We start from the raw sequence: 26,182 nt of genomic DNA on the forward strand, positions 1-26,182 counted from the left end.
TCCACTCCTTTAGCGCTGGAACGGGTAAACCGAGCCCAGCTGCAGGATTGACGATAATGCGTCCAGCGCCTCGCGCCCTTCGCGCAGCAGCTGCGGGTCAACCAGATCGGCCTGCGTTAGCCGGTCGCGATAGTAGCGGTCCACCCAGTTGTTCAGGGTGTTAAAGAGCGTCTCATTCATCATGACTGCCGGGTTAACGGCCTGTATTTCATTTGGCGTTAACACGACCCGCAGGCGCAGACAGGCGGGACCACCGCCGTTAGCCATGCTTTCGCGCAGGTCAAACACGCGCAGCTCGTCAATCGGGTTATCGGCCTTCACCAGTTCGGTGAGGTAGCGCCACACACCCCGATGATCCCGGGACTCCTGCGGCAGCACCAGCATCATGCTGCCGTCATCGCGGCTCAGCAGCTGGCTGTTGAACAGATAGGTTTCGACCGCGTCCTGCACGCTGACCGCCTGCGTTGGCACCTGGATCGGCATAAAGCCGGGCACGCGTTCGTGCAGCGTGGCGAGCAGCTTATCCTGATGGGCAAAGGCCTGCTCATGGCAGAACAGCACCTGGCGGTTGGACACGGCAATCACGTCGTTATGGAACACGCCCTGGTCGATCACGTGCGGGTTCTGCTGGGCAAAAATCACCTGGGAAGGATTGACCTGGTTCAGGCGCGCAACCGCCTGGCTGGCCGCGAGCGTCTGACGCGCTGGATAACGGGTTGGCGCGGCGTGGCCGCCCTCTTCCCGCCCGTAGATAAACAGCTGCACGGCGGGATCGCCGTAATCGCCACCCAGCCGGTTATGGTTGGCCGCGCCTTCGTCGCCAAACATCGCCACCTGCGGCAGGGCCTGATGGATCTCAAAATGGGCGTCATGCTTGAAAATAGCGCGCAGCACGCGCTCGGTGGTGTCCGCTTCGGTGGCGCGATGAAACTTATTATTCAGGTTCGCCACCGTCAGATGGACTTTACCATCCAGCGTATCGGCTGACGGCGCGACGGTGGCCGCGTTTGCCACCCACATTGAAGAGGCAGAGCTTGCCGCAGAGAGCAAATGCGGCGTCTGCGTACCCGCTTTTTCGACGACCTGCTCGTCCGTACCACTAAATCCTAGCTGGCGCAGCACCGCCACGTTAGGGCGTTCCTGCGGCGGGATCACCGCCTGCGGGAAGCCGGCATCCGCCAGCGCCTTCATTTTTAGCAGCCCCTGCTTCGCCGCCAGCTTCGGGTTGGAGACCTGAAAGCGGTGCTTCGTCGAGGCTTCATTACCAAAGGAGAGACCGGCATAGTGGTGCGTCAGCCCCACCAGCCCGTCAAAGTTGACTTCACGCGCTTTCATGGCCTTCTCCCTTCGTAAAATCAAGCCCCGGGTTAAGCGTCTCCGGCAGCGTCAGCGCCGGGGTTTCCAGACTCGCCATCGGCCACGCGCAGTAATCGGCGGCATACCAGGCGCTGGCGCGATGGTTGCCCGAGGCGCCCACGCCGCCGAACGGCGCGGTGCTCGCCGCCCCGGTCAGCGGTTTATTCCAGTTCACGATCCCGGCACGCGCTTCCAGCAGCAGTTGTTCAAACTTCTCGCGATGCGGCGATATCAGCCCGCTCGACAGGCCGTAGCGGGTGTTATTCGCCATCGCAATGGCCGCATCAAAATCGTCGTAACGCCAGACGCACAGCAGCGGGCCAAACACCTCTTCATCCGGCACGCTGCTCGCACCGCTCATCTCAACGATGCCCGGCGTCAGCAGCGAGGTACCCGGCTGAACTTGCTTCGGCTCGAGCAGGGTTTTCGCCCCGCGTGCAACGTGGTCCTGCCAGGCGTTGAGCACGTTCAGCGCGGCCTGTTCGGAGATCAGCCCGCCGATAAACGGCTGCGGATCGGCATCCCACGCGGCAGGCACCAGCCGCGCGCTCACCTCTACCAGACGCTTCAGGAAGGCATCCCCCTGCGCGCCGCGCTTGACCAGCAGGCGGCGGGCGCAGGTGCAGCGCTGTCCGGCGGTAATAAAGGCGGACTGGATCGTCAGGTGCACCGCGGCATCGATATCGTCGGGATCTTCGACAATCAGCGGGTTGTTGCCGCCCATCTCCAGCGCCAGAATTTTCTCCGGCTGCCCCGCCAGCTGGCGGTGCAGCTGATAGCCCGTTCCGGCGCTGCCGGTAAACAGCAGGCCGTCGATATCGCTCAGCGCGCTCAGCGCCTGACCGGTTTCCCTCCCGCCCTGCACGAGGTTCAGCACGCCCGGCGGCAGCCCGGCCTGCTCCCACAGCTTCACCACCGCCTCGCCGGTTAACGGCGTAAGCTCGCTCGGTTTGAAGATGACGGTATTGCCCGCCAGCAGCGCGGGCACAATGTGACCATTCGGCAGATGCCCAGGGAAGTTATACGGGCCAAACACCGCCAGCACGCCGTGCGGACGGTGGCGCAGCGTGGCCGCGCCGTCCGGCATCTCAGTATGCTGCTCGCCGGTGCGGGTGTGGTACGCCTTAATCGAAATAGCGATTTTATTGATCATCGCCGTCACTTCGGTCGCCGCTTCCCAGCGCGGTTTGCTGGTTTCGGACGCGATGATGCGCGTCAGCTCGGCCTTGTTGGCCTCCAGCAGTCCGCCAAATTTTTCAATAAGCGCCTGCCGCTCGGCGAATGGCCGTTTTGCCCACGCGGGAAACGCGTGTCGTGCGGAACGGCAGGCCTGCTCGACCTGCGCGGCGCTGGCGTCATTTCCCTTCCACAGCACCTCTTTTCCTACTGGATTGGTTTTTACGCGCTGTTCGCCTTCGCCCGTTACCCAGTCACCGTTAATCCATAATGTCATGCTGTTTTCTCCTCAGGGCAGAGACGCACCAGGCGAACCGTATCGCCGGCGTTACATTTCAGGGCATCCAGCTCTGCAGCCGTCAGCACCAGACGTTCACATTTCGGGTTGGTCCGCACCAGCATGGCGCGGAAGTTGGCGTAATTTTCGTTCGCTACCAGGCATGCCGGCCAGTCACCCGGCGCGGGCTGGCCTTCGGATACCTCAACCAGGCGGCTTTTGCGGATGGCGCGCACGCGGTCGATATCGCACTCAAGCGTTGGCCCGCCGTCAAAGATGTCGACATAGTTACGGTAGCGGAAGCCCTCTTTCTCCAGCACCGCGCGGGCAGGCGCGGTTTGCGGATGCACTTCGCCAATTACCGCCTGCGCTTCCGGTGTTAAGAAATGGGTATAGATAGGATGTTTAGGCATCAGCTCCGCGATAAACGCTTTCTGGCCGGTGCCGCAGAGATAGTCCGCCCGGCTGAACTCCATCGAGAAGAAGCGCTCGCCCAGGCTCTCCCAGAAGGGCGAGTAGCCTTTGTCGTCGATCACGCCGCGCATCTCTGCCACCACTTTTTCGTTAAAGCGATCGCGAAAAGCGGCCATAAACATAAAGCGCGATTTGGAGAGCAGATAGCCGTTGCCCTCTTTGCGCCACGCCGGGTCGAGGAACAGCGTACAGAGCTCGCTGGCGCCCGTGTGGTCATTGCAGAGAAACAGCGTGGGCAGCGCGTTATAGACGTTTAGCTCTTTCGAGGCGTGAACCATCGTGCCGACGCGGTAGTTGTACCACGGGTCGTTAAGCCCGACGGCCACTTCAATGGCGCAGATCCCGGCCACGCTCCCCGTTTCGGTGTCTTCCAGCACGAACACGTAACCCTGTTCGCTTTTTGGCAACGTCCCCTGCCAGGTTTGCAGGGCGCGCTCAATGCGCGCCGACAGCGTTTTTTCATCGGCAGGAAGCGAGGTCAGCCCGCCTCCCGTCTTACCGGCAAGCTGCATAAGCCCGGCAATATCGCCGCGCTCAACGGGACGGATGACCATCATGATGACACCCCGGATTTCACCTTCTCACACGCCAGCGCAAAACGATCCAGACCGGTTTGCACCTCTTCCTCGCTGACGATCAGCGCAGGGGCAAAACGCACCACGTTGGCACCGGCAATCAGCACCATCACGCCCGCTTTTGCCGCTTCCTGTGAAATAAGCTTCGCTTTTCCGGCAAACTCAGCCGTGAGCTCGCAGCCGATCAACAGCCCCAGGCCGCGAATTTCTTTAAACAGGCCAAGCTTGCCGTTAATGGCGTTCAGGCGCTCAACGAACCACTCGTGACGCTGCTTAACGCCCTTCAGCACCTCAGGGGTGTTAATGATGTCGAGAACCTGTCCGGCGACGGCGGTTGCCAGCGGGTTGCCGCCGTAGGTGGTGCCGTGGGTGCCCACGGTCATCACGCTGGCGAATTTATCAGTGGTCAGCGTCGCGCCAATCGGGAAGCCGCCGCCCAGCGCTTTGGCGGTAGAGAGAACGTCCGGCGTCACGCCGTAGTGCATGTAGGCATACAGCTCGCCGGTGCGGCCCACGCCGGTCTGCACTTCGTCGAAAATCAGGACCGCGTCGTGACGGTCGCACAGCTCGCGCAGCCCCTGCAGGAATGCCTTTTGCGCCGGAAGTACGCCACCCTCGCCCTGCATCGGTTCGACAATCACCGCGCAGGTGGTGTCGTTAATCAGCTCGCTGGCGGACTGCAGATCGTTATAAATGCCGTGGCGAATATCCGGCGGCAGCGGAGCGAAATCCTGCGAATAAGAAGGCTGGCCGCCCGCGCTCACGGTAAAGAGCGTGCGCCCGTGGAAGGCATTTTTAAACGCCACAATCCCGCTCTTGTGCGTCCCAAACTTGTCGTGGGCATATTTGCGCGCCAGTTTCAGCGCCGCTTCGTTGGCCTCCGCGCCGGAGTTACAGAAAAAGACTTTTTCAGCGAAGGTCGCGTCAATCAGCTTTTTCGCCAGGCGCAGCGCGGGTTCGTTGGTAAAGCCGTTGCCGGTATGCCAGAACTTCGCCGCCTGGTCATTCAGCGCCTGACGCAGCGCCGGATGGGCATGACCCAGCGCATTCACCGCAATCCCCCCGGCAAAGTCGATATACTCTTTACCCTGCTGATCCCACAGGCGTGAGCCTTCCCCACGAACCGGAATAAAAGCCGCCGGAGCGTAAACCGGCATCATCCATTCATCGAAATTTTCACGCGTAATTGACAGAGACATAGCGACCTCATCCGGTAAATAAAAAGTTATTTGAATGTTAAATAATTGAGTGTTTGCACTGTGAATGTAGATTGCAGCCTTCGTGCCAGCCAGCGATAAAAATGCATAAACGGGGTGAGGTAACAGAATATCAATAGGTTACAATATGGAGTTATTCACTGTTAGTGCATAAAAAGTGAATATTTTTACGACAAGCGGCGCTTTGCCGCATGAAAATCAGAAAGAGTATGCACAGGCCAAATATAATTCTGGAATTGTGATCGCTCGCGAAATTTATCGGCCCTTTACGCCCTGTTTGAGGGCGAAGCGCGTCAGAATGGTGCAAATATTGCACCACCGGCAATATCTGTCGCAGTTATTGGTCGAACCCGGTAACAGTTGACGCAAATTCTGCTACCATCCATGCACTATTCACCTTGCACTGGCAGCGACTATGAAATTTGTCTCTTTTAATATCAACGGCCTGCGCGCCCGCCCTCATCAGCTAGAAGCCATTGTTGAGCAACATCAGCCAGATGTGATCGGCCTGCAGGAGACCAAGGTTCACGACGACATGTTCCCCCTCGAAGAGGTGGCGAAACTCGGCTACAACGTCTTTTACCACGGTCAGAAAGGTCACTATGGCGTCGCGCTGCTCACCAAAGACACGCCGGTTTCCGTGCGCCGCGGCTTCCCCGGCGACGGTGAAGAAGCCCAGCGCCGCATCATCATGGCGGAAGTGCCTTCCGCGCTCGGGAATATTACGGTCATTAACGGCTATTTCCCGCAGGGTGAGAGCCGCGATCACGAGACAAAATTCCCGGCCAAAGCGAAGTTTTATCAGGATCTGCAGAACTATCTGACGACCGAACTGAAAAAAGAGAATCCGGTGCTGATCATGGGCGACATGAACATCAGCCCAACGGATCTGGATATCGGCATCGGCGAAGAGAACCGCAAGCGCTGGCTGCGCACCGGCAAATGCTCCTTCCTGCCGGAAGAGCGTGAGTGGATGGAGCGCCTGCTGGGCTGGGGCCTGGTGGATACCTTCCGCAATGCCAACCCGGAAACGCAGGATCGCTTCTCGTGGTTTGACTACCGCTCGAAGGGCTTTGACGACAACCGCGGCCTGCGTATCGATCTGCTGCTGGCGAGTACGCCGCTGGCGGAGCGCTGCATCGAAACCGGGATCGACTACGACATCCGCAGCATGGAAAAACCGTCGGACCACGCGCCGGTATGGGCTAAATTCAAGCTGTAAACGCGCGTGAACATACGAAAAACACTCTTCCTGTGCGCCCTTCTGGGCGCATTTCTTATGACATTTGTCATTCTGCCGCCTGACACGCTTTCTCTGGCAGGAATTAAAACCCACCAGCAGACGCTACTCTCCCATGTCGACCACGCGCCGCTGCGTAGCGCGCTGATCTTCTTTGCGCTTTACGTGGCGGTTTCCGCTCTCTCGATACCCGGCGCGGCGGTTCTGACCCTGCTGGGCGGGGCGTTATTTACGCTGTGGGAAGGCACCGTGCTGGTTTCGTTTGCCTCCACGCTCGGGGCCACGCTGGCGATGCTCGCCAGCCGTTACCTGCTGCGCGACTGGGTGCAGCGGCGGTTTGCCCGACAGATGGCTACGGTAAATGCGGGCATGGCGCGCGACGGCGCGGGCTATCTTTTTGCCCTGCGCCTGATGCCGCTGTTCCCGTTTTTCCTGGTGAATTTACTGATGGGGCTGACCCGCATCACGGTCCGGCGCTACTGGTGGGTCAGCCAGCTCGCCATGCTGCCCGCGACGGTTATCTTTCTGAACGCCGGGCGGGAACTGGGAAAAGTGGCATCGCTGCGCGATATTTTGTCGCCGGGCGTGGTATTCGCCTTTACACTACTGGGGTTATTACCGCTGGTTACGCGCCGGCTGTTTTCCCGCTATCTCCCTGCTGATAAAAAGTGAGGCATTATGCGCCGTGTGCGTTTTTGCACGTTTCTGACCGGTCTGCTGCTGGCAGCCCCCCTCTATGCCGCCGACGGCTGGCAAGCTATTCAACAGCAGGCCAAAGGCCAGACCGTCTGGTTTAACGCCTGGGGCGGCGATCCGGCGGTTAACCGCTACCTTGAGTGGGTCAGCGGTGAGATGCAAACGCACTATGCCATCACCCTAAAAATCGTCCCGCTGGCGGATGCCGCCGATGCGGTCAAACGTATTCAGACGGAAGCCGCCGCAGGGCGTAAGACCAACGGCTCGGTCGACCTCCTGTGGGTGAACGGCGAGAACTTCCGCACGCTAAAAGAAGCGAACCTGCTGCAAACCGGGTGGGCGCAGAGTCTGCCCAACTGGCGCTATGTCGATACCCGTAAACCCGTTACGGAAGATTTTGCGATTCCAACCGACGGGGCGGAATCGCCGTGGGGCGGAGCGCAGCTGACCTTTATCGCCCGCAAAGCCAGCATGCCATTGCCGCCGGAGGATCCGCAGGCGCTGCTGGCGTACGCGCAGCAGCACCCGGGCAAGGTGAGCTATCCTCGCCCACCCGATTTTACCGGAACGGCCTTTCTTGAGCAGCTGCTGCTGACGCTTTCGGCGCATCCCGAGGCGTTACAAAAAGCGCCTGATGATACGTTTGCCCAGGTTACGGCGCCGCTCTGGTCCTACCTCGATAAACTGCACCCGCTGCTGTGGCGTGAAGGAAAAGACTTCCCTCCCTCACCCGCCCGGATGGATGCCCTGCTCGCCAGCGGAAGTCTGAACCTGTCGCTGACCTTTAACCCGGCGCATGCGCAGCAAAAAGTGGCGAGCGGCGAACTGCCTGCCGACAGCTACAGCTTTGGTTTTCAGGGCGGGATGCTCGGCAACGTGCATTTTGTCGCTATTCCGGCTAATGCCAGCGCGAGCGCGGGGGCGAAAGTGGTCGCCAATTTCCTGCTGTCGCCGCAGGCGCAGATCCGCAAGGCCGATCCGGCCATTTGGGGAGATCCGAGCGTGCTGGATGCGAAAACGCTGCCCGAAGGTGAAGCGAAACAGCTACAGGCCCACACGCCTCAGGGGCTGCCGAAGGTGCTCCCGGAGCCGCAGTCCGCGTGGGTGAACGCGCTGGAGCAGGAATGGCTGCGTCGTTACGGCACCCGTTAGGCTGGCTTGTCTGGCTGGCGATGACGGTGATTTATCTGCCGATCCTGCCCGCTGGCACCGTGCTGTTCGCGCCGGCCTTTTCCGTGACGAACTGGCAGCGGCTGCTAAACGATCCTCAGCTGCCGCAGGCAGCCGTTGCTACGCTGGTCTCAACGCTTATCGCTACGCTGGGGGCCTTGTTTATCGCCCTTTCCCTCGTGGCTCTTTTCTGGCCCGGCACCCGCTGGCGGCGCCTCAGCACGCGCCTGCCGTGGCTGCTGGCGATCCCCCACGTGGCCTTCGCCACCAGCGCGCTACTGCTGTTTGCCGAGGGCGGACTGTTTTATCAGGTTTGTACCGTCTTTTCGCCGCCGTTTGACCGCTACGGCGTAGGGCTGGGCCTGACGCTCGCGGTCAAAGAGAGCGCATTCGTGCTGTGGGCCATTTACGCCGTGCTGCCGGAAAAAGGGCTCGCGCAGCAGAAGATCGTCCTGCAAACCTTTGGCTACGGGCGTTTTCAGACGCTCAGCTGGCTGATCCTTCCGGCGATCGCGCCCGTCCTCGGGGCGGTGATGCTGGCGGTGCTGGCGTGGTCGCTGTCGGTTGTGGACGTAGCGATCGTTCTCGGGCCCGGCAACCCGCCCACGCTGGCCGTGCTGGCCTGGCAGTGGCTGAGCCAGGGCGACGCGCAGCAGCAGGTGAAAGGGACGCTGCTGTGCCTGGTGCTCCTTCTTTTGCTGGCCGCGCTTGCCGCTCTGGGGTACGGCCTGTGGAAGGTCTGGCGTCGCGCGATTCCGGACCTGAGCGGGACGCGCCGCAGGTTGCATCTCGTCCTGCCTGAACGCGCATTCAGCGGCTTTTTGCCCGCATGCGGCCTCCTTTGCGCCGCCGTGCTGTTGATGCTGGCGCAGCGGGACGACGTAGGTCCAGTGGGAACCAGCCTCTCTTTCGGTCTGCTTTCGAGCCTTATCGCCCTGATCGTCATTTTTCTCTGGCTGGAATGGGGGCCGCAGCGCGGCGCGGCGTGGGTGTGGCTACCGCTCGCCCTTCCGGCACTGCCGCTCGTCACCGGGCAATACGCGATTGCTTTGCATCTGGGTCTCGACGGAGGCTTTATCGCCGTCCTCTGGAGCCATCTGCTGTGGGTGCTACCGTGGATGCTGCTGGTGCTGCAGCCCGCCTGGCGGCGGATCGATCCCCGGCTTATCCTTACCGCCAGAACGCTCGGCTGGCGGCGGGCAAAAATTTTCTGCCTGCTGAAATGTCCCCTGCTGGTGCGTCCTGCGCTGCTGGCCTTTGCCACCGGTTTTTCCGTCAGCATGGCCCAATATATGCCGACCCTGTGGCTGGGCGCGGGACGTTTCGCCACGCTGACCACCGAGACCGTCGCGCTCAGCAGCGGAGGCAGCATCCCGGTTCTCGCTAACCGTGCCCTGGGATTACTGCTGGTCACGAGCGTCGTATTCGGTCTTGCTGCGCTGTTATCCCGGCTCGCGGGCCGCTACCGTCAAGGATTACGCTAATGCTCAAGGTCAATGATCTCACCATCGAACCGCTTTTCCGCGAGGTCAATTTTTGCGTACCCCGCGGGGAGATTGTCACCCTGATGGGGCCGTCCGGCAGCGGCAAATCGACCCTCTTTGCCTGGATGGTCGGCGCGTTGTCAGAGGATTTTCAGGCGCGGGGCGAACTGTGGATCGGCGAACGCCGCTGCGACGGTTTGCCCGTCGAATCCCGCGGTCTGGGGATTCTTTTTCAGGACGCGCTGCTGTTCGACCCTTTCAGCGTTGGGCAAAATTTGCTGCTGGCCTTGCCTGAGCGGATCGCGGGACGCGCACGGCGGGAAGCGGTCAAGCAGGCGCTGGATTCCGCCGGGCTTGGCGGTCATTACGACAGCGATCCGGCCACCCTTTCCGGCGGAGAGCGCGCCCGGGTGAGCCTGCTGCGCGCCCTGCTCGCAGAGCCGCAGGCGCTGCTGCTGGACGAACCGTTCAGCCGCCTTGATAAAGCGTTACGCACGACGTTCCGGGCATGGGTATTTGACGCCGTCCGCGCGCGCAATATTCCGGTGGTGCTGGTCACCCATGACGAGGACGATATTCCGCCCGGCGGCAAGGTGATGGAGATTTCTCACTGGCAATAATGTGCTAACGCAATGTTTTCCGTTTCGGGAGAGACGACAATGCCCCCCTCTTTTACTGACGTCAGGTTATTCGATGAAACGTGTTTCTCAACTGACCGCGCTGGCCCTGATCTGCGGCCTCGCCTCTTTTTCCTCTCAGGCTGCTGATATGGCCAACGCGATGACGCTGTCTCAGCTTCAGGCGCAGCACGGCGCGGCAATCGACACCCGCCCCAGCGCCTTCTATAACGGCTGGCCGCAGACCCTCAGCGGTCCTTCAGGGCACGAACCCGCAGCGCTCAACCTGGCAGCCGCCTGGCTTAGCGCCATGAGCGACGAGCAGATTGCACTTTGGGCAAAACAGCATCAGCTTACCCCTGCGACGTCCATCGCGCTGTATGGCGACGAGAACGATAACCAGGCGGTGAAAGCCCGTCTGGAGAAAGCTGGTTACCGCCACGTTTCGCTGCTCAGCGATGCTCTGCGGACGCCCGACCGCCTTCAGCGCCTGCCCCACTTTGAACAGCTGGTTTACCCGCAGTGGATCCACCGGCTTCAGCAGGGCAAACCGGTGACCGCCGCGCCGGCGGGCGAATGGAAAGTCATAGAAGCGGCCTGGGGCGCGCCGAAGTTTTACCTGCTTAACCACATTCCCGGCGCGGGCTACATTGACACCAACGAGGTGGAAAGCGAGCCGCTGTGGAACAAAGTCTCCGACGACAGGCTGAAAGCAATGCTGGCAAAGCACGGGATCCGTCACGATACCACCGTCATTCTGTACGGGCGCGACGTGTATGCCGCCGCGCGCGTGGCGCAGATCATGCTCTACGCGGGCGTGAAGGATGTGCGCCTTCTCGATGGCGGCTGGAAGGTGTGGTCAGATGCCGGTCTGCCGGTTGAGCGCGGTACGCCCGGCAAAGTGGCTCCTGCCCCTGATTTTGGCGCGCCGATCCCCGGCCAGCCGCAGCTGATGGTGGATATGGAACAGGCGCGCAGCATGCTGCACCGTCAGGATGCCTCCCTGGTCAGCATTCGTTCGTGGCCGGAGTTTATCGGCGAAACCAGCGGCTACAGCTACATCAAACCAAAAGGTGAAATTGCCGGCGCCCGCTGGGGCCATGCGGGCAGCGATGCCACCCACATGGAGGATTTCCATAACCCGGATGGCACCATGCGCAGCGCTGACGACATCGCCGCCCAGTGGAAGCGCTGGAATATTCTGCCGGAACAGCAGGTCGCGTTTTACTGCGGCACCGGCTGGCGGGCGTCCGAAACCTTTATGTACGCCCGGGCGATGGGCTGGAAAAATATCGCCGTCTATGACGGCGGCTGGTACGAATGGAGCAGCCACCCGCAGAACCCGGTCACCGCCGGAGAGCGCGGACCAGAGAGTGCTCTCTAACGGGTGAGTGACTTCAGCGTCACGTAGCCGCTCCAGATGCGCGTTGTGGTGGTCAACCAGCACAGCGCGCCGAATATCCACGCGAACAGCGTAAACTGTGCCGGAAACAGGCAGCACAGCACGAACAGCGCGATGGTCTCCGTCCCTTCCGTTAACCCGCCGATATAGTAAAACGACTTATGCGCATAGCCGGGGTTGTCGATATCGTGCTTCGCCGCCAGCGCGGCAAATCCGAGAAAACTGCTGCCGGTGCCGATAAACGCAAACAACAGCCAGGCCGCCGCCAGCGCATTCTCTGCGGGTGCAGCCAGCGCAAAGCCAAACGGCACCAGCGCATAGAACAGAAAATCTAGGGCGATATCGAGAAACCCTCCCGCATCCGTCAGCCCTCTCCGACGCGCCAGCGCGCCGTCCAGACCATCCAACAGGCGGTTCAGGACGATGGCGGCCAGCGCCGCCGGATACCAGCCGAGGGCCAGAAACGGCAACGCCAGCAGGCCGATGGCAAACCCGGCAAGCGTTAATCCGTCGGGCGTAACGCCCGGCTTATCCAGCACGGATACCAGACGGTCCAGAGCGGGCTTTACCCGCGGGTGCAGGTGACGGTCAAGCATCAGGCTTCCCTTTAAACGTGGCGCACAGCCCTTGTGCCGGTATATCCAGCGCGGCATTAAACCGGGCCGAGAGATTCTGAAAGGCAATGAGCGCCGTTATTTCAGTGATGGCATCATCCGTAAAGTGGCGTTTCATCGCCGTTTTGATTGCTTCATCCACCCGGGGCGGCGTGGCGGTCACCGCCTCCGCATAGGCCAGCGCCGCGCGTTCCTGTTCACTGAACACGTCAGAATCAGCCCAGCCGCTTACGGCCTGGACTTTATCCAGCGCGCCGCAGCGCTCGGCCAGGCGCAGGCTGTTGGCGTCAATGCAGAACGCACAGTGGCACAGCTGCGATACGCGCGTCATTAGCAGCGAGCGCAGCACTGGCGTCAGGCGCGCTTTTCTGCGCTCCAGAAACCCCACAAACAAAGCGACCAGCCAGAACAGACGCGGCATGCGTCCCCACCAGCGCGTGGGGTTCAGCACGGCGCCGAAGTGTTTTTGCTGCATGGCGGCAATGGGTTTTACGCTCGCCGGAAGGGTTGGGATGGGCTCTACCCAGGTGGACGTCTCTTTCACCTGATTCTCCTGATGGCTGGACTCTTTGAAAGGGCACGATAATATGGCGTTTTTCGCTATCAAGTATTGACGACCATGCTAAAAACAGTCGATGTCGTTGCGGCCATCATCGAAAAAGACGACAAAATTTTACTGGCACAGCGCCCTGCTCACGCCGACCAGCCGGGAATGTGGGAGTTCGCTGGCGGCAAAGTGGAGGCCGGAGAAACCCAGCCTGAGGCGCTTATCCGCGAGCTGCGTGAAGAGCTGGGTATCGAGGCTCAGCCTGAGCAGTACGTGGCTAGCCATCAGCGCGAGGTATCACAGCGGTTAATCAACCTGCACGCCTGGCACGTACCCCGCTTCAGCGGAGAGTTAACGGCGCACTACCACAGCGCTCTGGAGTGGTGTACGCCGGAAGAGGCTTTCAGTTATGAGTTAGCTCCGGCGGATATTCCGCTGCTGGAGGCGTTTATTCTTTTACGCGACGCCAGACCAGCGGATTCGTGCTGATGGTACGTTCATCGCGCTGGCACTGCAGCAGCACGCCATCCGCCTTCACGACGGCCCCTTCAGAATAGTTTTGATCCTGGTAGATGCAGCACTGGTTACACGGCTGCGCGCGCTGGCCGCTGGAGCTAAACACCTCCGGCGGCACGTTCACTTCTACATCCGGGCGAATGCGGTCAGCCTGAGCGCCTGCGGTCAACATCAATGATAACGCGGCCATCACGTAACGGTTCATAGACTTCTCTTCCTGTTGTGTCCTGATAATGACTATAACGGTAAATCGGACAGAATCTTTAATTTAGCGCGCCATCGCTTTTTGTTATGACGCGGCCCGGGTCATTAATTTCCCTTTCGGCCCACATTTCTGCTTGCTTCACAAAGCGGTACGGGTGGTATAGTCAAAAAAACAACACAAATCGCATAAGCAACATACATTAATGACTATAAGAGGTTCTTATATCTATGGATCAGACACGCTCTCTGGAAAGTTTCCTTGCCTATGTTCAGCAGCGCGACCCGCATCAAAGCGAATTTGCTCAGGCCGTTCGTGAAGTAATGACTACCCTCTGGCCGTTCCTTGAAGAAAACCCGCGCTATCGTCAACTGTCGCTGCTGGAACGTCTGGTTGAACCCGAGCGTGTGATCCAGTTCCGCGTGACCTGGGTGGATGACCGCAACCAGGTACAGGTCAACCGCGCCTGGCGCGTGCAGTTTAACTCCGCCATCGGTCCGTTTAAGGGCGGCATGCGCTTCCACCCTTCCGTGAACCTGTCGATTCTGAAATTCCTTGGCTTTGAACAGACGTTTAAAAACGCGCTCACCACCCTGCCAATGGGCGGCGGTAAAGGCGGGAGCGATTTCGACCCGAAAGGCAAAAGCGAAGGCGAAGTGATGCGTTTCTGTCAGGCGCTAATGACCGAGCTCTACCGCCACCTCGGCCCGGACACCGACGTACCGGCGGGGGATATCGGCGTGGGGGCCCGCGAAGTGGGCTTTATGGCCGGGATGATGAAAAAGCTCTCCAACAACAGCGCCTGCGTCTTTACCGGCAAAGGATTATCGTTTGGCGGCAGCCTGATCCGCCCGGAGGCGACCGGCTACGGCCTGGTTTACTTCACCGAGGCAATGCTCAAGCGTCACGGCTTAGGTTTCGAGGGGATGCGCGTGGCGGTCTCCGGCTCCGGTAACGTGGCGCAGTACGCTATCGAAAAAGCGATGCAGTTTGGTGCCCGCGTGGTGACGGCCTCCGACTCTAAAGGCACGGTAGTGGACGAAGCGGGCTTTACGGCGGAGAAGCTGGCGCGCCTGTGCGAAATCAAAGCCAGCCGCGATGGCCGACTTGCCGATTATGCCGCGGAGTTTGGCCTGACGTATCTGGAAGGCAAACAGCCGTGGGGCGTACCGGTGGATATCGCCCTGCCGTGCGCCACGCAAAACGAACTGGACGCGGACGCCGCGCGCACGCTAATTAGCAACGGCGTGAAGGCGGTAGCGGAAGGGGCGAATATGCCGACCACTATCGAGGCGACGGATCTGTTCCTGGAGGCGGGCGTGCTGTTTGCGCCAGGCAAGGCGGCGAACGCGGGCGGCGTGGCGACCTCCGGCCTGGAGATGGCGCAAAACGCGGCGCGGCTCGGCTGGAAGGCGGAGAAAGTGGATTCCCGTTTGCACCACATCATGCTGGATATTCACCATGCCTGCGTCGAGTACGGCGGCGAGGCATCGCAAACCAACTACGTGCGCGGGGCGAATATCGCCGGGTTCGTGAAGGTGGCGGATGCGATGATTGGGCAGGGTGTGATTTAAGGTTTATATCGTGCGGCCGGGTGCCCTCTCCCACAGGGAGAGGGAGAAAACCGGGCGTATCAAGCCGCGCTCTTTTTCTTTTTGAACGGTTTCTTCGCGCCACCACCGGGTGCAACCATGCCTCTGAACCGCTTCACCGGCGTGCTGCGCGCCTGATCGATCAGCTGGTAAAGCGTCCCCACCAGCGGCTGCATAAAGTCCTGATAGCGGCACTGCTTTTCGCTGATTTGCGTCAGCACGGATTCCCAGTGCGCGGTCATGTCCGGCCTTGCGGCCAGCTCCGGCAGGGAGTGTATGAGCGCCCGGCCCGGTTCCGTTGAGTGGATGTAGCGCCCCTTTTTCTCAAGAAAACCTCGCTTAAAGAGCAGCTCGATGATCCCCGCGCGGGTTGCTTCCGTACCCAGTCCATCAGTGGCGCGCAGGATCTTCTTCAGATCTTTATCCTGCACAAAGCGGGCGATCCCGGTCATGGCTGACAGCAGCGTCGCATCGGTGAAGTGGCGCGGCGGCTGGGTCTGACGTTCAACCACTTCGCCCTTCTCGCACAGCAGTTCGTCATCTTTAGCGACCACCGGCAGCGGCGTGCCGTCGTTCTCCTCATCGCGCTCTTTGTTACCGAGGAGCGTGCGCCAGCCCGCTTCCGCGAGGAAACGCGCTTTAGCGATAAACTTGCCTTTGGCAATTTCCAGCTCGATGACACACTTGCGGAACACCGCGTCCGGGCAGAACTGCATCAGGTACTGACGGGCGATCAGGTTATAGACCTTCGCTTCGTTATCGGTCAGATTGACGCTGCTGGCGCGCGCCGTCGGGATAATCGCGTGGTGGGCATCGACCTTTTTGTCGTCCCAGCAGCGGTTATGGGTGTCCGGGTTAACGACGGACTGCGGGAGCAGATCCGGCGCGTGGACGCCTATGGCATTCATCACAGAATGGCGTCCGGCAAAGTGCTCTTCCGGCAGATAGCGGCTGTCCGAACGTGGATAGGTGATGAGCTTATGGGTTTCGTAGAGTTTCTGGCAGATATCCAGCACGTTCTGCGCGCTGAGGCCAAAGCGCTTCGCGGCCTCAATCTGCAGAGCAGAAAGGGAGAACGGCAGCGGCGCGGGTTCTGATTCTCGTTTATCGTTATAGCTGGTAACGATGGCCGGCTGGCCGGTAATACGGTTAACCACATGCTCCGCCAGCGGACGATGCAGCAAACGCCCCTCTTCATCCTGGTACGACTCGCAAGCGTCGCTCGGCTGCCAGACGGCGGTAAAGCGCTCGTCTTTAGGCGTGACGATATGCGCTTTCACTTCAAAGAAATCTTTGGCGACGAAGTTCTCGATCTCTTCGTCGCGACGCACCACCAGCCCCAGCACCGGCGTCTGCACGCGGCCCACGGAGAGTACGCCCTGATAGCCCGCGTTACGCCCGAGGATGGTGTAGGCGCGGGTCATGTTGATGCCGTACAGCCAGTCCGCTCGGGCGCGCGCTAAAGCAGAGACGCACAGCGGAATAAACTCGCTGTTGGAACGCAGGCGCGAGATCGCCCGCTCAACGGCCTGCGGGTTGAGGTCGTTGATCAGGCAGCGCTGCACCTGCTGGCGCTTTTCCGGCGCCAGCTCCAAGTAGTCCAGCACTTCGTCCACCAGCAGCTGCCCTTCTCTGTCCGGGTCACCTGCGTGGACCACCTCCGTTGCCTCATGCAGGAAGCGCTTAATAACGTTAAGCTGTTTGGTGACGGACGGACGAGGCTGAAGACGCCACTTTTCCGGCACGATGGGCAGATCGTTGAGGTTCCAGCGGGCGTAGCGGCTGTCGTAGACGTCCGGCTGCGCCTGTTCAAGCAGGTGGCCGATACACCAGGTGACCACCTGCCCGTTACCGCATTCGATAAAGCCGTCGCCTTTGCGATGCGGTTTAGGCAACACGTCGGCGATGGCACGGGCCAGGCTCGGCTTTTCGGCAATAAACAACCGCATCGAATTAACGGATCTCAATCATCGGTCGGCCGCCGCGGGCGGTCACCAGTTCGCCGATCGCCGTCAGGGTGATGCCAAACTCGGCGGCGGTTGCCTGAACCTCGGCTTCGGATTCCGGCGTCACCGCCAGCAGCAGGCCGCCGGAGGTTTGTGGATCGCACAGCAGGTTGCGCCACGCCTCAGGCATTTCGCCCATCAGGTGCCCGTAGCTGGCGAAGTTGCGCTGGGTACCGCCCGGAACCGCGCCCTGGGCAATGTACTCTTCCACGCCAGGCAGCTTCGGCACGTCCTGATACCAGACCTGCGCCTGCACGCCCGCGCCCTGACAGACTTCAGAGAGGTGCCCCAGCAGGCCAAAACCGGTGACGTCGGTCATCGCCTTTACGCCGTCGATATTGGCGAACGCCGCGCCGGCGAGGTTCATCTGGCACATGACTTCCGTCGCCAGACCTTTGTGCTCCGGTTTGAGCAGGGATTTTTTCTCAGCGGTGGTGAGCACGCCAATGCCCAGCGGCTTGGTGAGGAACAGCTTGCAGCCCGCCTGCGCGGTGCTGTTGCGCTTCACGCGCTCGGTCGGCACCACGCCGGTAACGGCCAGACCGAAGATCGGCTCTGGCGCATCAATCGAGTGGCCGCCGGCCAGCGCAATCCCTGCCTGCTGGCAGGCGAAACGCCCGCCATCAATCACCTCGCGGGCGATTTCCGGTGGAATGGTGTTGATCGGCCAGCCCAGAATGGCGATGGCCATGATCGGCTTACCGCCCATGGCGAAGATATCGCTGATGGCGTTGGTGGCCGCGATGCGCCCGAAGTCGAACGGGTTATCAACAATCGGCATGAAGAAGTCAGTGGTGCTGATAATGCTGGTGCCGTTACCTAAGTCATAAACCGCCGCATCGTCACGCGTTTCGTTGCCGACAAGCAGGTTCGGGTCGACAAACTTCGCCTGTTCACTGTGCAGAATGGTCTCCAGCACTTTCGGGGAAATTTTACAACCGCAACCGGCTCCGTGGCTGTACTGCGTTAAACGAATGGTTTGCTCGCTCATGGACGTCTCCTGTCATCTCAATCGCGCTATGGTAGCGCTCATTCCATAAAGAGGTAAGTATGACTGTCTGAATTCTGCGGCGGATGCTCAGAATCCAGACAGTTTAGCGCGTCTAATTAAAAACGGCTGACGAAAGGCGTGGTGTCCGGCACGCTAATGGTGCTGGAGGCTTTAAGCTGCGGGGTGCCGAGGTAAAGGAAACCGACAATTTTGTCGTGCTCACCGCAGGAGAATCCTGCCCGCACTGCGGCGCTCTCGGTCAGCGGCCCGGTGCGCCAGATACCGTTATAACCCTGCGCAACGGCGGCCATCTGCATCGCCATCACCGCACAGCCGGCAGACATTTCCTGCTCCCAGACCGGCACCTTATGGTCGGCCTGGCATTTCGCCACGACAGCGATAATCATCGGGGCGCGGAATGGCGCGTTACGCGCCTTATCGATACCTTTCTCATCCTGCCCGGCGGCAACTGCCCCCTGCTCCAGCAGCTGACTGAAGCGATCGCGGCCTTCGCCTTCAATCACAAAGAAGTGCCACGGCTGCAGCGTGCCATGATCCGGCGCACGCATACCGGCACGCAGAATGTTTTCCAGCTGCTCGCCCGCAGGGGCGGGTTCGGCCAGACGTGACGCGCTACGACGGTTAACAAGCAGTTCGAGTGCATCCATTGGTTAACTCCTTTCTTGAAATTTACTCACAAAATTAACACGACGGCAGATTTTGTTACAGCCTGGCAGGCGATTCCTGCTGACAAGTGGCGGTTGGGTCATTACGATAACCCAACATTACCGTCCAGTGGCGACGGAAACAGTCATTTTCTGGTTAGGGAGAATACATGCGAACCCTTTGGCGAATCTTTGCCGGTTTCTTTAAATGGACGTGGCGACTGCTCAACTTCGTCCGCAACCTGGTGATGAACATCTTCTTCATCCTGCTGGTTCTGGTTTGCGCGGGCATCTGGATGCATATCAGCAACGCGAATCAGGCGCAGCATTCGACTCGTGGGGCCCTGTTACTCGATATCACCGGCGTGATCGTTGATAAACCGTCCACCAGCAATCGTCTGGGGGTGATCGGCCGCCAGCTGTTTGGCGCGACGTCAGACCGCCTGCAGGAGAACTCCCTGTTCGATATCGTCGATACTATCCGTCAGGCCAAAGACGACCGAAACATCACCGGGATCGTGCTGGATCTGAAAGATTTTGCCGGCGGCGACCAGCCTTCTATGCAGTACATCGGTAAAGCGCTGCGCGAGTTCCGCGACAGCGGCAAGCCGGTGATTGCCGTGGGCGACAGCTACAGCCAGGGGCAATATTATCTGGCAAGCTTCGCTAATAAGATCTGGCTTTCGCCACAGGGAACGGTCGATCTGCACGGTTTTGCCACCAACGGCCTGTACTACAAATCGCTGCTCGACAAGCTGAAGGTCACCACCCACGTCTTCCGCGTCGGCACCTATAAATCTGCCGTGGAGCCGTTTATCCGCGACGATATGTCCCCTGCCGCCCGTGAAGCGGACAGCCGCTGGATTGGCGAGCTGTGGCAGAACTATCTGGGTACCGTTGCCGCTAACCGTCAAATTACCGCTGAGCAGGTGTTCCCTGGCGCTCGCGGCGTGCTGGATGGACTGCGCAAGGTCGATGGTGATACCGCGAAATATGCGCTCGACAACAAGCTGGTTGACGCGCTGGGCACCAGTGCAGATATCGAAAAAGCCCTGACCAAACAGTTTGGCTGGAGCAAAGAGGACAAAAACTACAGCGCCATCAGCATGTATGACTATGCTGCGAAAAAGCCGGACGACAGCGGCGACAGCGTAGCCGTGGTGTTTGCTAACGGCGCTATCATGGACGGTCAGGAAACCCCGGGGAACGTTGGGGGTGATACTACCGCGTCGCAAATTCGCGATGCACGCCTTGACCCCAAAGTGAAAGCGATTGTCCTGCGGGTGAACAGCCCTGGCGGCAGCGTTAGCGCTTCCGAAGTGATCCGCGCCGAGCTGGCCGCAGCGCGTGCCGCTGGCAAGCCGGTCGTCGTATCCATGGGCGGCATGGCCGCGTCTGGTGGGTACTGGATCTCCACGCCTGCCAACTATATTGTGGCGAACCCAAGCACGCTGACCGGCTCGATTGGCATCTTCGGGGTGATTAACACCGTAGAAAACAGCCTGGATTATCTGGGCGTGCATACCGATGGTGTTTCCACGTCGCCGCTGGCGGATGTGTCGATGACCAAATCTCTGCCGCCGGAAGTTTCAGAGATGATGCAGCTGAGCATTGAGAACGGCTATAAACGCTTTATCACGCTGGTTGCCGACTCGCGTAAGAAGACGCCGGAACAGATCGACCAGATTGCTCAGGGCCACGTCTGGACCGGACAGGATGCGAAGAGTAACGGTCTGGTCGACAGCCTGGGCGACTTCGACGACGCGGTGAAGAAAGCCGCCGAACTGGCGAAGCTCAAGCAGTGGCACGTTGAGTATTATCAGGACGAACCGTCGTTCTTCGATATGGTGATGGACAGCATGTCCGTCTCCGTACGCGCCATGCTGCCGGAGGCGCTGCAGGCGTACCTGCCGGCCCCGGTGACCACGGCTGCGAAAGCGATGAAGACGGAAAGCGATAGGCTCGCGGCCTTTAACGATCCACAAAGTCGTTACGCGTTTTGCCTGACCTGCGCGAACGTCCGTTAAAAACCGTCCCCTCTTCCCGTGAAGAGGGGATTTTTTTCTTTTGAAGAACAAGAACTCACTACCATGCAGAAGAAATCGATTTATGTAGCCTACACTGGCGGTACCATCGGTATGCAGCGCTCTGAAAATGGCTATATCCCCGTCTCCGGCCATCTGCAGCGTCAGCTTGCGCTGATGCCTGAATTCCACCGTCCGGAAATGCCTGACTTCACCATCCACGAATACGAGCCGCTGATGGACTCCTCCGACATGACGCCGGAAGACTGGCAGCACATCGCGGATGACATTAAAGCCCATTACGACCAGTACGACGGCTTCGTGATCCTTCACGGCACCGACACCATGGCGTTCACCGCTTCGGCGCTCTCCTTCATGCTGGAGAACCTGAGCAAGCCGGTGATCGTCACCGGGTCGCAAATACCGCTGGCGGAGCTGCGCTCGGACGGGCAGATCAACCTGCTGAACTCCCTGTACGTGGCGGCGAATTACCCGATCAACGAAGTGTCGCTGTTCTTTAACAATCGCCTGTATCGCGGCAACCGCACCACCAAAGCCCATGCCGACGGTTTTGATGCCTTTGCCTCCCCTAACCTGCAGCCGCTGCTGGAAGCGGGTATTCATATCCGTCGTCTGGGAACGCCTCCGGCACCGAACACCGCCGGCGAGCTGATTGTGCATCCGATTACCCCGCAGCCGATTGGCGTGGTCACCATTTATCCGGGCATTTCCGCGGACGTGGTGCGCAACTTCCTTCGCCAGCCGGTGAAAGCGCTGATCCTCCGTTCCTATGGCGTCGGCAACGCTCCGCAGAACGGCGAATTTCTGAAGGAGCTTCAGGAAGCCAGCGAGCGCGGAATTGTGGTGGTAAACCTGACCCAGTGCATGTCTGGCAAGGTCAATATGGGCGGTTATGCCACTGGCAACGCGCTGGCGCACGCGGGGGTGATCAGCGGCTTCGATATGACCGTTGAGGCGACACTGACTAAACTTCACTATTTACTGAGTCAGGATCTGGACATTCAGTCCATTCGCCGCGCAATGATGCAAAACCTTCGCGGCGAGCTGACCCCGGACGAATAAGGAGCTCTCATGAAGCAACGCGCCCTGCTACTGGTCGATTTGCAAAATGATTTCTGCGCGGGCGGCGCGCTGGCCGTCGCCGAAGGTGACAGCACCGTTGACGTGTCAAATACCCTGATTGACTGGTGCAAAGCCCGCGGTGAAGCGGTTGTCGCCAGCCAGGACTGGCACCCGGCGAACCACGGCAGCTTTGCCAGCCAGCACAACGTTGAGCCTTTCACCCAGGGTGAACTCGACGGTCTGGCGCAAACCTTCTGGCCGGATCACTGCGTACAGCAGACCGAAGGAGCGGAGCTGCACCCGCTCCTGAATCAGAAGGCCATCGACGCGGTGTTCCATAAAGGTGAAAACCCGGTTATCGACAGCTACAGCGCGTTTTTCGATAACGGGCATCGCCAGAAGACGGCGCTGGACGCGTGGTTACGTCACCATGAAATCACGGAGCTGATCGTGCTGGGTCTGGCGACGGATTACTGCGTGAAGTTTACCGTGCTGGACGCGCTCCAGCTGGGTTATACCGTTAGCGTCATCACCGACGGCTGTCGTGGGGTGAACATCCAACCACAGGACAGCGCCCAGGCGTTTATGGATATGGCCGCCGAAGGTGCAACGCTGTATACGCTGGCAGACTGGCAGGAAACGCAGGCGTAGCCTTTTAAGCCGGGTGGCGCTGACGCTTACCCGGCAAAACCCCTCCCCAATCCCCATAAAGTGAACTCCCTCGCATCCTCAGCGAAGCGGCAATGCTATTCTCTTCAGGCTGTTTTTTCGCCACGCCTTTTCTGTGGCGTGGTTATTTTTATTAAGTCAAAGAGGAACTTGTATGAAACGTTTGCCCCTGCTGGCAGCATTACCCTTGCTTTGCGCGTCGCTTGCTTCCGCCGCACCTCTGATGTCCGTGGGCTACTTTAACGGGGGTGGCGACGTCACCGCCGGACCGGGTGGCGATATCAATAAACTGGACGTTCGTCAGATCACCCATCTGAACTACTCGTTTGGGCTTGTTTATAACAACGAGAAAGACGAGACCAACCCCGCGCTGAAAGATCCGGCGAAGCTGCATCAAATCTGGCTGTCGCCAAAAGTGGCGTCCGATCTGGCCTTAATCCCCACTCTGCGTAAGCAAAACCCGAACCTGAAAGTCCTGCTCTCCGTTGGCGGCTGGGGGGCGCGCGGTTTCTCTGGCGCAGCGGCAACCCAGGAGAGTCGCGCGGTGTTTATCCGCTCCGCGAAGGAAATTGTTGAGAAATACGGTCTGGACGGGATCGATCTCGACTGGGAATATCCAGTCAACGGCGCGTGGGGGCTGGTTGCAAGCCAGCCCGCCGACAGGGATAACTTCACCGCCCTGCTGAAAGAGATGCGCGACGCGTTCGGGCAGAAAAAGCTGGTGACCATTGCGGTGGGCGCGAATGCGGAAAGTCCGAAAAGCTGGGTGGATGTCAAAGCCATCGCCCCGCTCCTCGACTACATCAACCTGATGACCTACGACATGGCGTACGGGACACAGTACTTCAACGCGAACCTGTATGACTCCAGCGCCTGGCCAACGGTGGCTGCCGCCGACAAATACAGCGTCGATTTTGTGGTGAACAACTATCTGGCCGCCGGACTTAAGCCGAAGCAGATGAACCTCGGGATCGGTTTTTACGGCCGCGTACCGAAACGTGCGGTTGAACCGGGCATTGACTGGAGCAAGCCGGACGCGCAAAAAAATCCGGTCACCCAGCCCTACTTTGGACCGCAGGAGATCGCCCTGTTTAAGTCGCTCGGCTATGACCTGACTAAAGATACCTACGTGAAGTACAACGATATCGTGAAGAAGCTGCTGAACGATCCGCAGAAGCGTTTTACCGAACACTGGGACGACCAGGCGAAGGTACCGTGGCTCTCGGTAAAGGGTGCCGATGGCAACGCGCTGTTTGCGATTTCGTATGAGAATCCGCGTTCTGTCGCGATCAAGGCGGACTACATCAAAGAGAAAGGTCTCGCCGGGGCGATGTTCTGGGAGTACGGAGCGGACGACAATAATCAGTTAGCGAAACAGCTGGCGGAGTCGCTAGGGATCCCGCATAAGTAGTAAGACACAGGCCCTCTCCCACAGAGAGAGGGCCTGGTGAGGGCATCAACCCGCACAGTTATTGCATTTTGATCGTCGCAATCGGCTTCGGCGTGATGCCAAAATCTTCCTTCAGCTCGCGCTTGCTCTTCATCACCATCTGACCGTTAGTGTCGATAGTCATGTGTTGCGCATCAGTGTTATTGCGCGCCTGCCACAGCATCACCAGCTGCAAACTGTTCTCTTTTTGCTCAGGCGTGAGCGCCACACCGTCCGGCCATTTTCCCAGCTCAACGGCGGTCACCAGACGCTGATAAACTTCCGGGGTCATCCCGTTAATCATGTCCTCAATATTCACGATATCTCCCTTTCAAAGGAATAATTTGCTGAATCGTTTTTTCAACCCTTAATCTGGTCGCCGTTTTCATCATCGGTGAAGCTCATTGAGGCTGAATTCACGCAGAAACGCTCACCCGTTGGCTGAGGACCATCCGGGAAGACATGCCCCAGGTGCGCGTCGCAGTTACCGCAGCGAATTTCCGTGCGCACCATACCGTGCGACGAGTCGGTCAGATAGCGGATTGCGTCATCGCTCACCGGCTCGTAAAAGCTCGGCCAGCCGCAGCCGGAGTCGTATTTCGTTTGTGAATTGAACAGCGGGGCATCGCAGACCAGACAGTGATAGACACCGTCTCGCTTGTTGTGCAGTAATCGCCCGGTAAATGGCGGCTCCGTGCCGTGATTCTGGGTCACGTAAAACTGCATTTCGGTGAGGTTTTTTTTCAAATCGTCAGGGTTATGTTGGTTCGACATATGCTTACATCTCGCTGTAGAAACAGACATCTTTTAACCCGGATTCTAACAAAACATTAACACCCTTGCGTGCACTTTTGTTCTAAACTTATGTGTCGCGAAAAGGCGGTCAGGCAATTGTGATCACGTTCACATTTTTATCCTGCGAGGACTTTAAAATTCCGGGCGCAGCCCCCATGTGGTTGCAAGCTCAAAGGGAAAGTGAGGCGAGTCAGTCGCACAAACGTTAGTCACAGGATTGATTTGTCGCAATGATTGACACGATTCCGCTTGACGCTGCGTAAGGTTTTTGTAATTTTACAGGCAACCTTTTATTCACTAACAAATAGCTGGTGGAATATATGACTATCAAAGTAGGTATCAACGGTTTTGGCCGTATCGGCCGTATTGTTTTCCGTGCTGCTCAGAAACGTTCTGACATCGAAATCGTTGGTATCAACGATCTCCTGGACGCTGAATACATGGCGTACATGCTGAAGTACGACTCAACTCACGGTCGTTTCGACGGCACCGTTGAAGTGAAAGACGGCCACCTGGTTGTTAACGGCAAAACCATCCGCGTTACTGCTGAGAAAGACCCAGCTAACCTGAAATGGAACGAAATCGGTGTTGACGTTGTTGCTGAAGCAACCGGTATCTTCCTGACCGACGAAACTGCACGTAAACACATCACTGCGGGTGCGAAGAAAGTTGTTCTGACTGGTCCTTCCAAAGACAACACCCCAATGTTCGTTCGCGGTGCAAACTTCGAAACTTACGCTGGCCAGGACATCGTTTCTAACGCATCCTGCACCACCAACTGCCTGGCACCGCTGGCTAAAGTGATCAACGACAACTTCGGCATCATCGAAGGTCTGATGACTACCGTTCACGCGACCACCGCTACTCAGAAAACCGTTGACGGCCCTTCTCACAAAGACTGGCGCGGCGGCCGTGGCGCGGCTCAGAACATCATCCCATCCTCTACCGGTGCTGCTAAAGCTGTAGGTAAAGTACTGCCAGAACTGAATGGCAAACTGACTGGTATGGCGTTCCGCGTTCCAACTCCTAACGTATCCGTTGTTGACCTGACCGTTCGTCTGGAAAAAGCTGCTTCTTATGAAGAAATTAAGAAAGCAATCAAAGCTGCTTCCGAAGGCCCAATGAAAGGCGTTCTGGGTTACACCGAAGACGACGTTGTATCTACCGATTTCAACGGCGAAGTGTGCACTTCCGTGTTCGATGCTAAAGCAGGTATCGCACTGAACGACAACTTCGTGAAACTGGTTTCCTGGTACGACAACGAAACCGGCTACTCTAACAAAGTACTGGACCTGATCGCTCACATCTCCAAATAAGTTGAGATGAGTGATTGATCCAAAAAGGCGACTTCGGTCGCCTTTTTTA

Annotated in this window: 25 protein-coding genes; 13 read left to right on the forward strand and 12 right to left on the reverse strand. The window is 59.0% G+C overall.

Annotated features, from left to right (window positions below; translation table 11 throughout):
• Positions 1 to 9: 9 nt before the first annotated feature.
• Genes astB through A6013_RS01660 form a run of 4 tightly spaced genes read right to left on the reverse strand, consistent with a single transcriptional unit; the run spans position 10 to position 5,057 of the window.
• Positions 10 to 1,335, reverse strand: a complete 1,326-nt coding sequence (gene astB / locus A6013_RS01645) for an N-succinylarginine dihydrolase (protein ID WP_059356912.1) — start codon at positions 1,333 to 1,335, stop codon at positions 10 to 12.
• On the reverse strand, positions 1,322 to 2,809 hold the full coding sequence (gene astD, locus A6013_RS01650) for a succinylglutamate-semialdehyde dehydrogenase (protein WP_069732418.1): 1,488 nt from the start codon (positions 2,807 to 2,809) through the stop codon (positions 1,322 to 1,324). The genes astB and astD overlap by 14 nt, the downstream gene beginning before the upstream one ends.
• Entirely contained in the window at positions 2,806 to 3,840 is a 1,035-nt protein-coding gene (astA, locus tag A6013_RS01655) for an arginine N-succinyltransferase (RefSeq protein ID WP_041910463.1), read from the reverse strand. The genes astD and astA overlap by 4 nt, the downstream gene beginning before the upstream one ends.
• Positions 3,837 to 5,057, reverse strand: coding sequence for an aspartate aminotransferase family protein (locus A6013_RS01660; RefSeq protein WP_028012790.1), 1,221 nt, complete (start codon positions 5,055 to 5,057; stop codon positions 3,837 to 3,839). The genes astA and A6013_RS01660 overlap by 4 nt, the downstream gene beginning before the upstream one ends.
• Positions 5,058 to 5,490: 433 nt before the next feature.
• Between A6013_RS01660 and xthA the strand changes: the two genes are divergently transcribed.
• The 6 genes from xthA to A6013_RS01690 all read left to right on the forward strand — a co-directional run bounded on the left by xthA (position 5,491) and on the right by A6013_RS01690 (position 11,666).
• Positions 5,491 to 6,297: an exodeoxyribonuclease III gene (xthA, locus tag A6013_RS01665; RefSeq protein ID WP_032644863.1), complete on the forward strand. Its 807-nt coding sequence runs from the start codon at positions 5,491 to 5,493 to the stop codon at positions 6,295 to 6,297.
• A gap of 6 nt (positions 6,298 to 6,303) precedes the next feature.
• A complete protein-coding gene (locus A6013_RS01670) occupies positions 6,304 to 6,987 on the forward strand; it encodes a TVP38/TMEM64 family protein (protein ID WP_028012788.1) in 684 nt (227 codons plus the stop codon).
• Between the two features lie 15 nt (positions 6,988 to 7,002).
• Complete coding sequence (locus tag A6013_RS01675) at positions 7,003 to 8,163, forward strand: ABC transporter substrate-binding protein (RefSeq protein ID WP_370738834.1); 1,161 nt, start codon at positions 7,003 to 7,005, stop codon at positions 8,161 to 8,163.
• A complete protein-coding gene (locus A6013_RS01680; protein ID WP_069732420.1) occupies positions 8,136 to 9,665 on the forward strand; it encodes a thiamine ABC transporter permease in 1,530 nt (509 codons plus the stop codon). The genes A6013_RS01675 and A6013_RS01680 overlap by 28 nt, the downstream gene beginning before the upstream one ends.
• Positions 9,665 to 10,285, forward strand: coding sequence for an ATP-binding cassette domain-containing protein (locus A6013_RS01685; RefSeq protein ID WP_069732421.1), 621 nt, complete (start codon positions 9,665 to 9,667; stop codon positions 10,283 to 10,285). Before A6013_RS01680 ends, A6013_RS01685 begins: the two co-directional genes overlap by 1 nt.
• Positions 10,286 to 10,358: 73 nt before the next feature.
• On the forward strand, positions 10,359 to 11,666 hold the full coding sequence (locus A6013_RS01690) for a sulfurtransferase (protein WP_069732422.1): 1,308 nt from the start codon (positions 10,359 to 10,361) through the stop codon (positions 11,664 to 11,666).
• Here A6013_RS01690 and A6013_RS01695 read toward each other — a convergent pair.
• Entirely contained in the window at positions 11,663 to 12,280 is a 618-nt protein-coding gene (locus A6013_RS01695; protein ID WP_069732423.1) for a CDP-alcohol phosphatidyltransferase family protein, read from the reverse strand. The two genes, A6013_RS01690 and A6013_RS01695, sit on opposite strands and share 4 nt — an antisense overlap.
• Positions 12,273 to 12,842, reverse strand: coding sequence for a carboxymuconolactone decarboxylase family protein (locus A6013_RS01700; protein WP_047368340.1), 570 nt, complete (start codon positions 12,840 to 12,842; stop codon positions 12,273 to 12,275). The genes A6013_RS01695 and A6013_RS01700 overlap by 8 nt, the downstream gene beginning before the upstream one ends.
• Positions 12,843 to 12,917: 75 nt before the next feature.
• Between A6013_RS01700 and A6013_RS01705 the strand changes: the two genes are divergently transcribed.
• The gene (locus tag A6013_RS01705) at positions 12,918 to 13,334 is read left to right on the forward strand and encodes a pyrimidine (deoxy)nucleoside triphosphate diphosphatase (protein ID WP_069732424.1); all 417 of its coding nucleotides are present in this window, start codon (positions 12,918 to 12,920) and stop codon (positions 13,332 to 13,334) included.
• Here A6013_RS01705 and A6013_RS01710 read toward each other — a convergent pair.
• The gene (locus A6013_RS01710; protein ID WP_028012780.1) at positions 13,294 to 13,566 is read right to left on the reverse strand and encodes a YnjH family protein; all 273 of its coding nucleotides are present in this window, start codon (positions 13,564 to 13,566) and stop codon (positions 13,294 to 13,296) included. The genes A6013_RS01705 and A6013_RS01710 overlap by 41 nt on opposite strands.
• 227 nt (positions 13,567 to 13,793) lie before the next feature.
• On the opposite strand from A6013_RS01710, the gene gdhA reads away from it, so the two are divergent.
• Positions 13,794 to 15,137: an NADP-specific glutamate dehydrogenase gene (gdhA, locus tag A6013_RS01715; protein ID WP_069732425.1), complete on the forward strand. Its 1,344-nt coding sequence runs from the start codon at positions 13,794 to 13,796 to the stop codon at positions 15,135 to 15,137.
• Between the two features lie 59 nt (positions 15,138 to 15,196).
• Here gdhA and A6013_RS01720 read toward each other — a convergent pair whose 3' ends face one another.
• The 3 genes from A6013_RS01720 to A6013_RS01730 form a co-directional block, all read right to left on the reverse strand.
• Positions 15,197 to 17,104 (reverse strand): DNA topoisomerase III, encoded by a 1,908-nt coding sequence (locus A6013_RS01720; RefSeq protein ID WP_045261603.1) that lies wholly within the window; start codon positions 17,102 to 17,104, stop codon positions 15,197 to 15,199.
• A 4-nt stretch (positions 17,105 to 17,108) separates the two neighbouring features.
• Positions 17,109 to 18,152, reverse strand: coding sequence for a selenide, water dikinase SelD (selD, locus tag A6013_RS01725; protein WP_028012777.1), 1,044 nt, complete (start codon positions 18,150 to 18,152; stop codon positions 17,109 to 17,111).
• 116 nt (positions 18,153 to 18,268) lie between these two features.
• Entirely contained in the window at positions 18,269 to 18,820 is a 552-nt protein-coding gene (locus A6013_RS01730) for an NAD(P)H nitroreductase (RefSeq protein WP_028012776.1), read from the reverse strand.
• 167 nt (positions 18,821 to 18,987) lie between these two features.
• Here A6013_RS01730 and sppA point away from each other — a divergent pair, with 167 nt between their 5' ends.
• The 4 genes from sppA to A6013_RS01750 all read left to right on the forward strand — a co-directional run bounded on the left by sppA (position 18,988) and on the right by A6013_RS01750 (position 24,004).
• Positions 18,988 to 20,844 (forward strand): signal peptide peptidase SppA, encoded by a 1,857-nt coding sequence (sppA, locus tag A6013_RS01735; RefSeq protein ID WP_069732426.1) that lies wholly within the window; start codon positions 18,988 to 18,990, stop codon positions 20,842 to 20,844.
• A 63-nt stretch (positions 20,845 to 20,907) separates the two neighbouring features.
• Positions 20,908 to 21,924 (forward strand): asparaginase, encoded by a 1,017-nt coding sequence (gene ansA / locus A6013_RS01740; protein WP_028012774.1) that lies wholly within the window; start codon positions 20,908 to 20,910, stop codon positions 21,922 to 21,924.
• 9 nt (positions 21,925 to 21,933) lie between these two features.
• The gene (gene pncA, locus A6013_RS01745) at positions 21,934 to 22,575 is read left to right on the forward strand and encodes a bifunctional nicotinamidase/pyrazinamidase (protein ID WP_069732427.1); all 642 of its coding nucleotides are present in this window, start codon (positions 21,934 to 21,936) and stop codon (positions 22,573 to 22,575) included.
• Between the two features lie 172 nt (positions 22,576 to 22,747).
• Positions 22,748 to 24,004 (forward strand): glycoside hydrolase family 18 protein, encoded by a 1,257-nt coding sequence (locus tag A6013_RS01750; protein ID WP_045630118.1) that lies wholly within the window; start codon positions 22,748 to 22,750, stop codon positions 24,002 to 24,004.
• Positions 24,005 to 24,062: 58 nt separating this feature from the next.
• On the opposite strand, the gene A6013_RS01755 is transcribed toward A6013_RS01750, so the two are convergent.
• Positions 24,063 to 24,341: a YeaC family protein gene (locus A6013_RS01755; RefSeq protein ID WP_028012771.1), complete on the reverse strand. Its 279-nt coding sequence runs from the start codon at positions 24,339 to 24,341 to the stop codon at positions 24,063 to 24,065.
• 41 nt (positions 24,342 to 24,382) lie between these two features.
• Positions 24,383 to 24,796, reverse strand: coding sequence for a peptide-methionine (R)-S-oxide reductase MsrB (gene msrB, locus A6013_RS01760; protein ID WP_028012770.1), 414 nt, complete (start codon positions 24,794 to 24,796; stop codon positions 24,383 to 24,385).
• A gap of 341 nt (positions 24,797 to 25,137) precedes the next feature.
• Between msrB and gapA the strand changes: the two genes are divergently transcribed.
• Positions 25,138 to 26,133: a glyceraldehyde-3-phosphate dehydrogenase gene (gene gapA / locus A6013_RS01765; protein WP_006809136.1), complete on the forward strand. Its 996-nt coding sequence runs from the start codon at positions 25,138 to 25,140 to the stop codon at positions 26,131 to 26,133.
• Positions 26,134 to 26,182: the final 49 nt, after the last annotated feature.

It is taken from the genome of Enterobacter sp. IF2SW-B1 (assembly GCF_001743375.1).
In the GTDB taxonomy this organism is placed as follows: domain Bacteria; phylum Pseudomonadota; class Gammaproteobacteria; order Enterobacterales; family Enterobacteriaceae; genus Enterobacter; species Enterobacter bugandensis.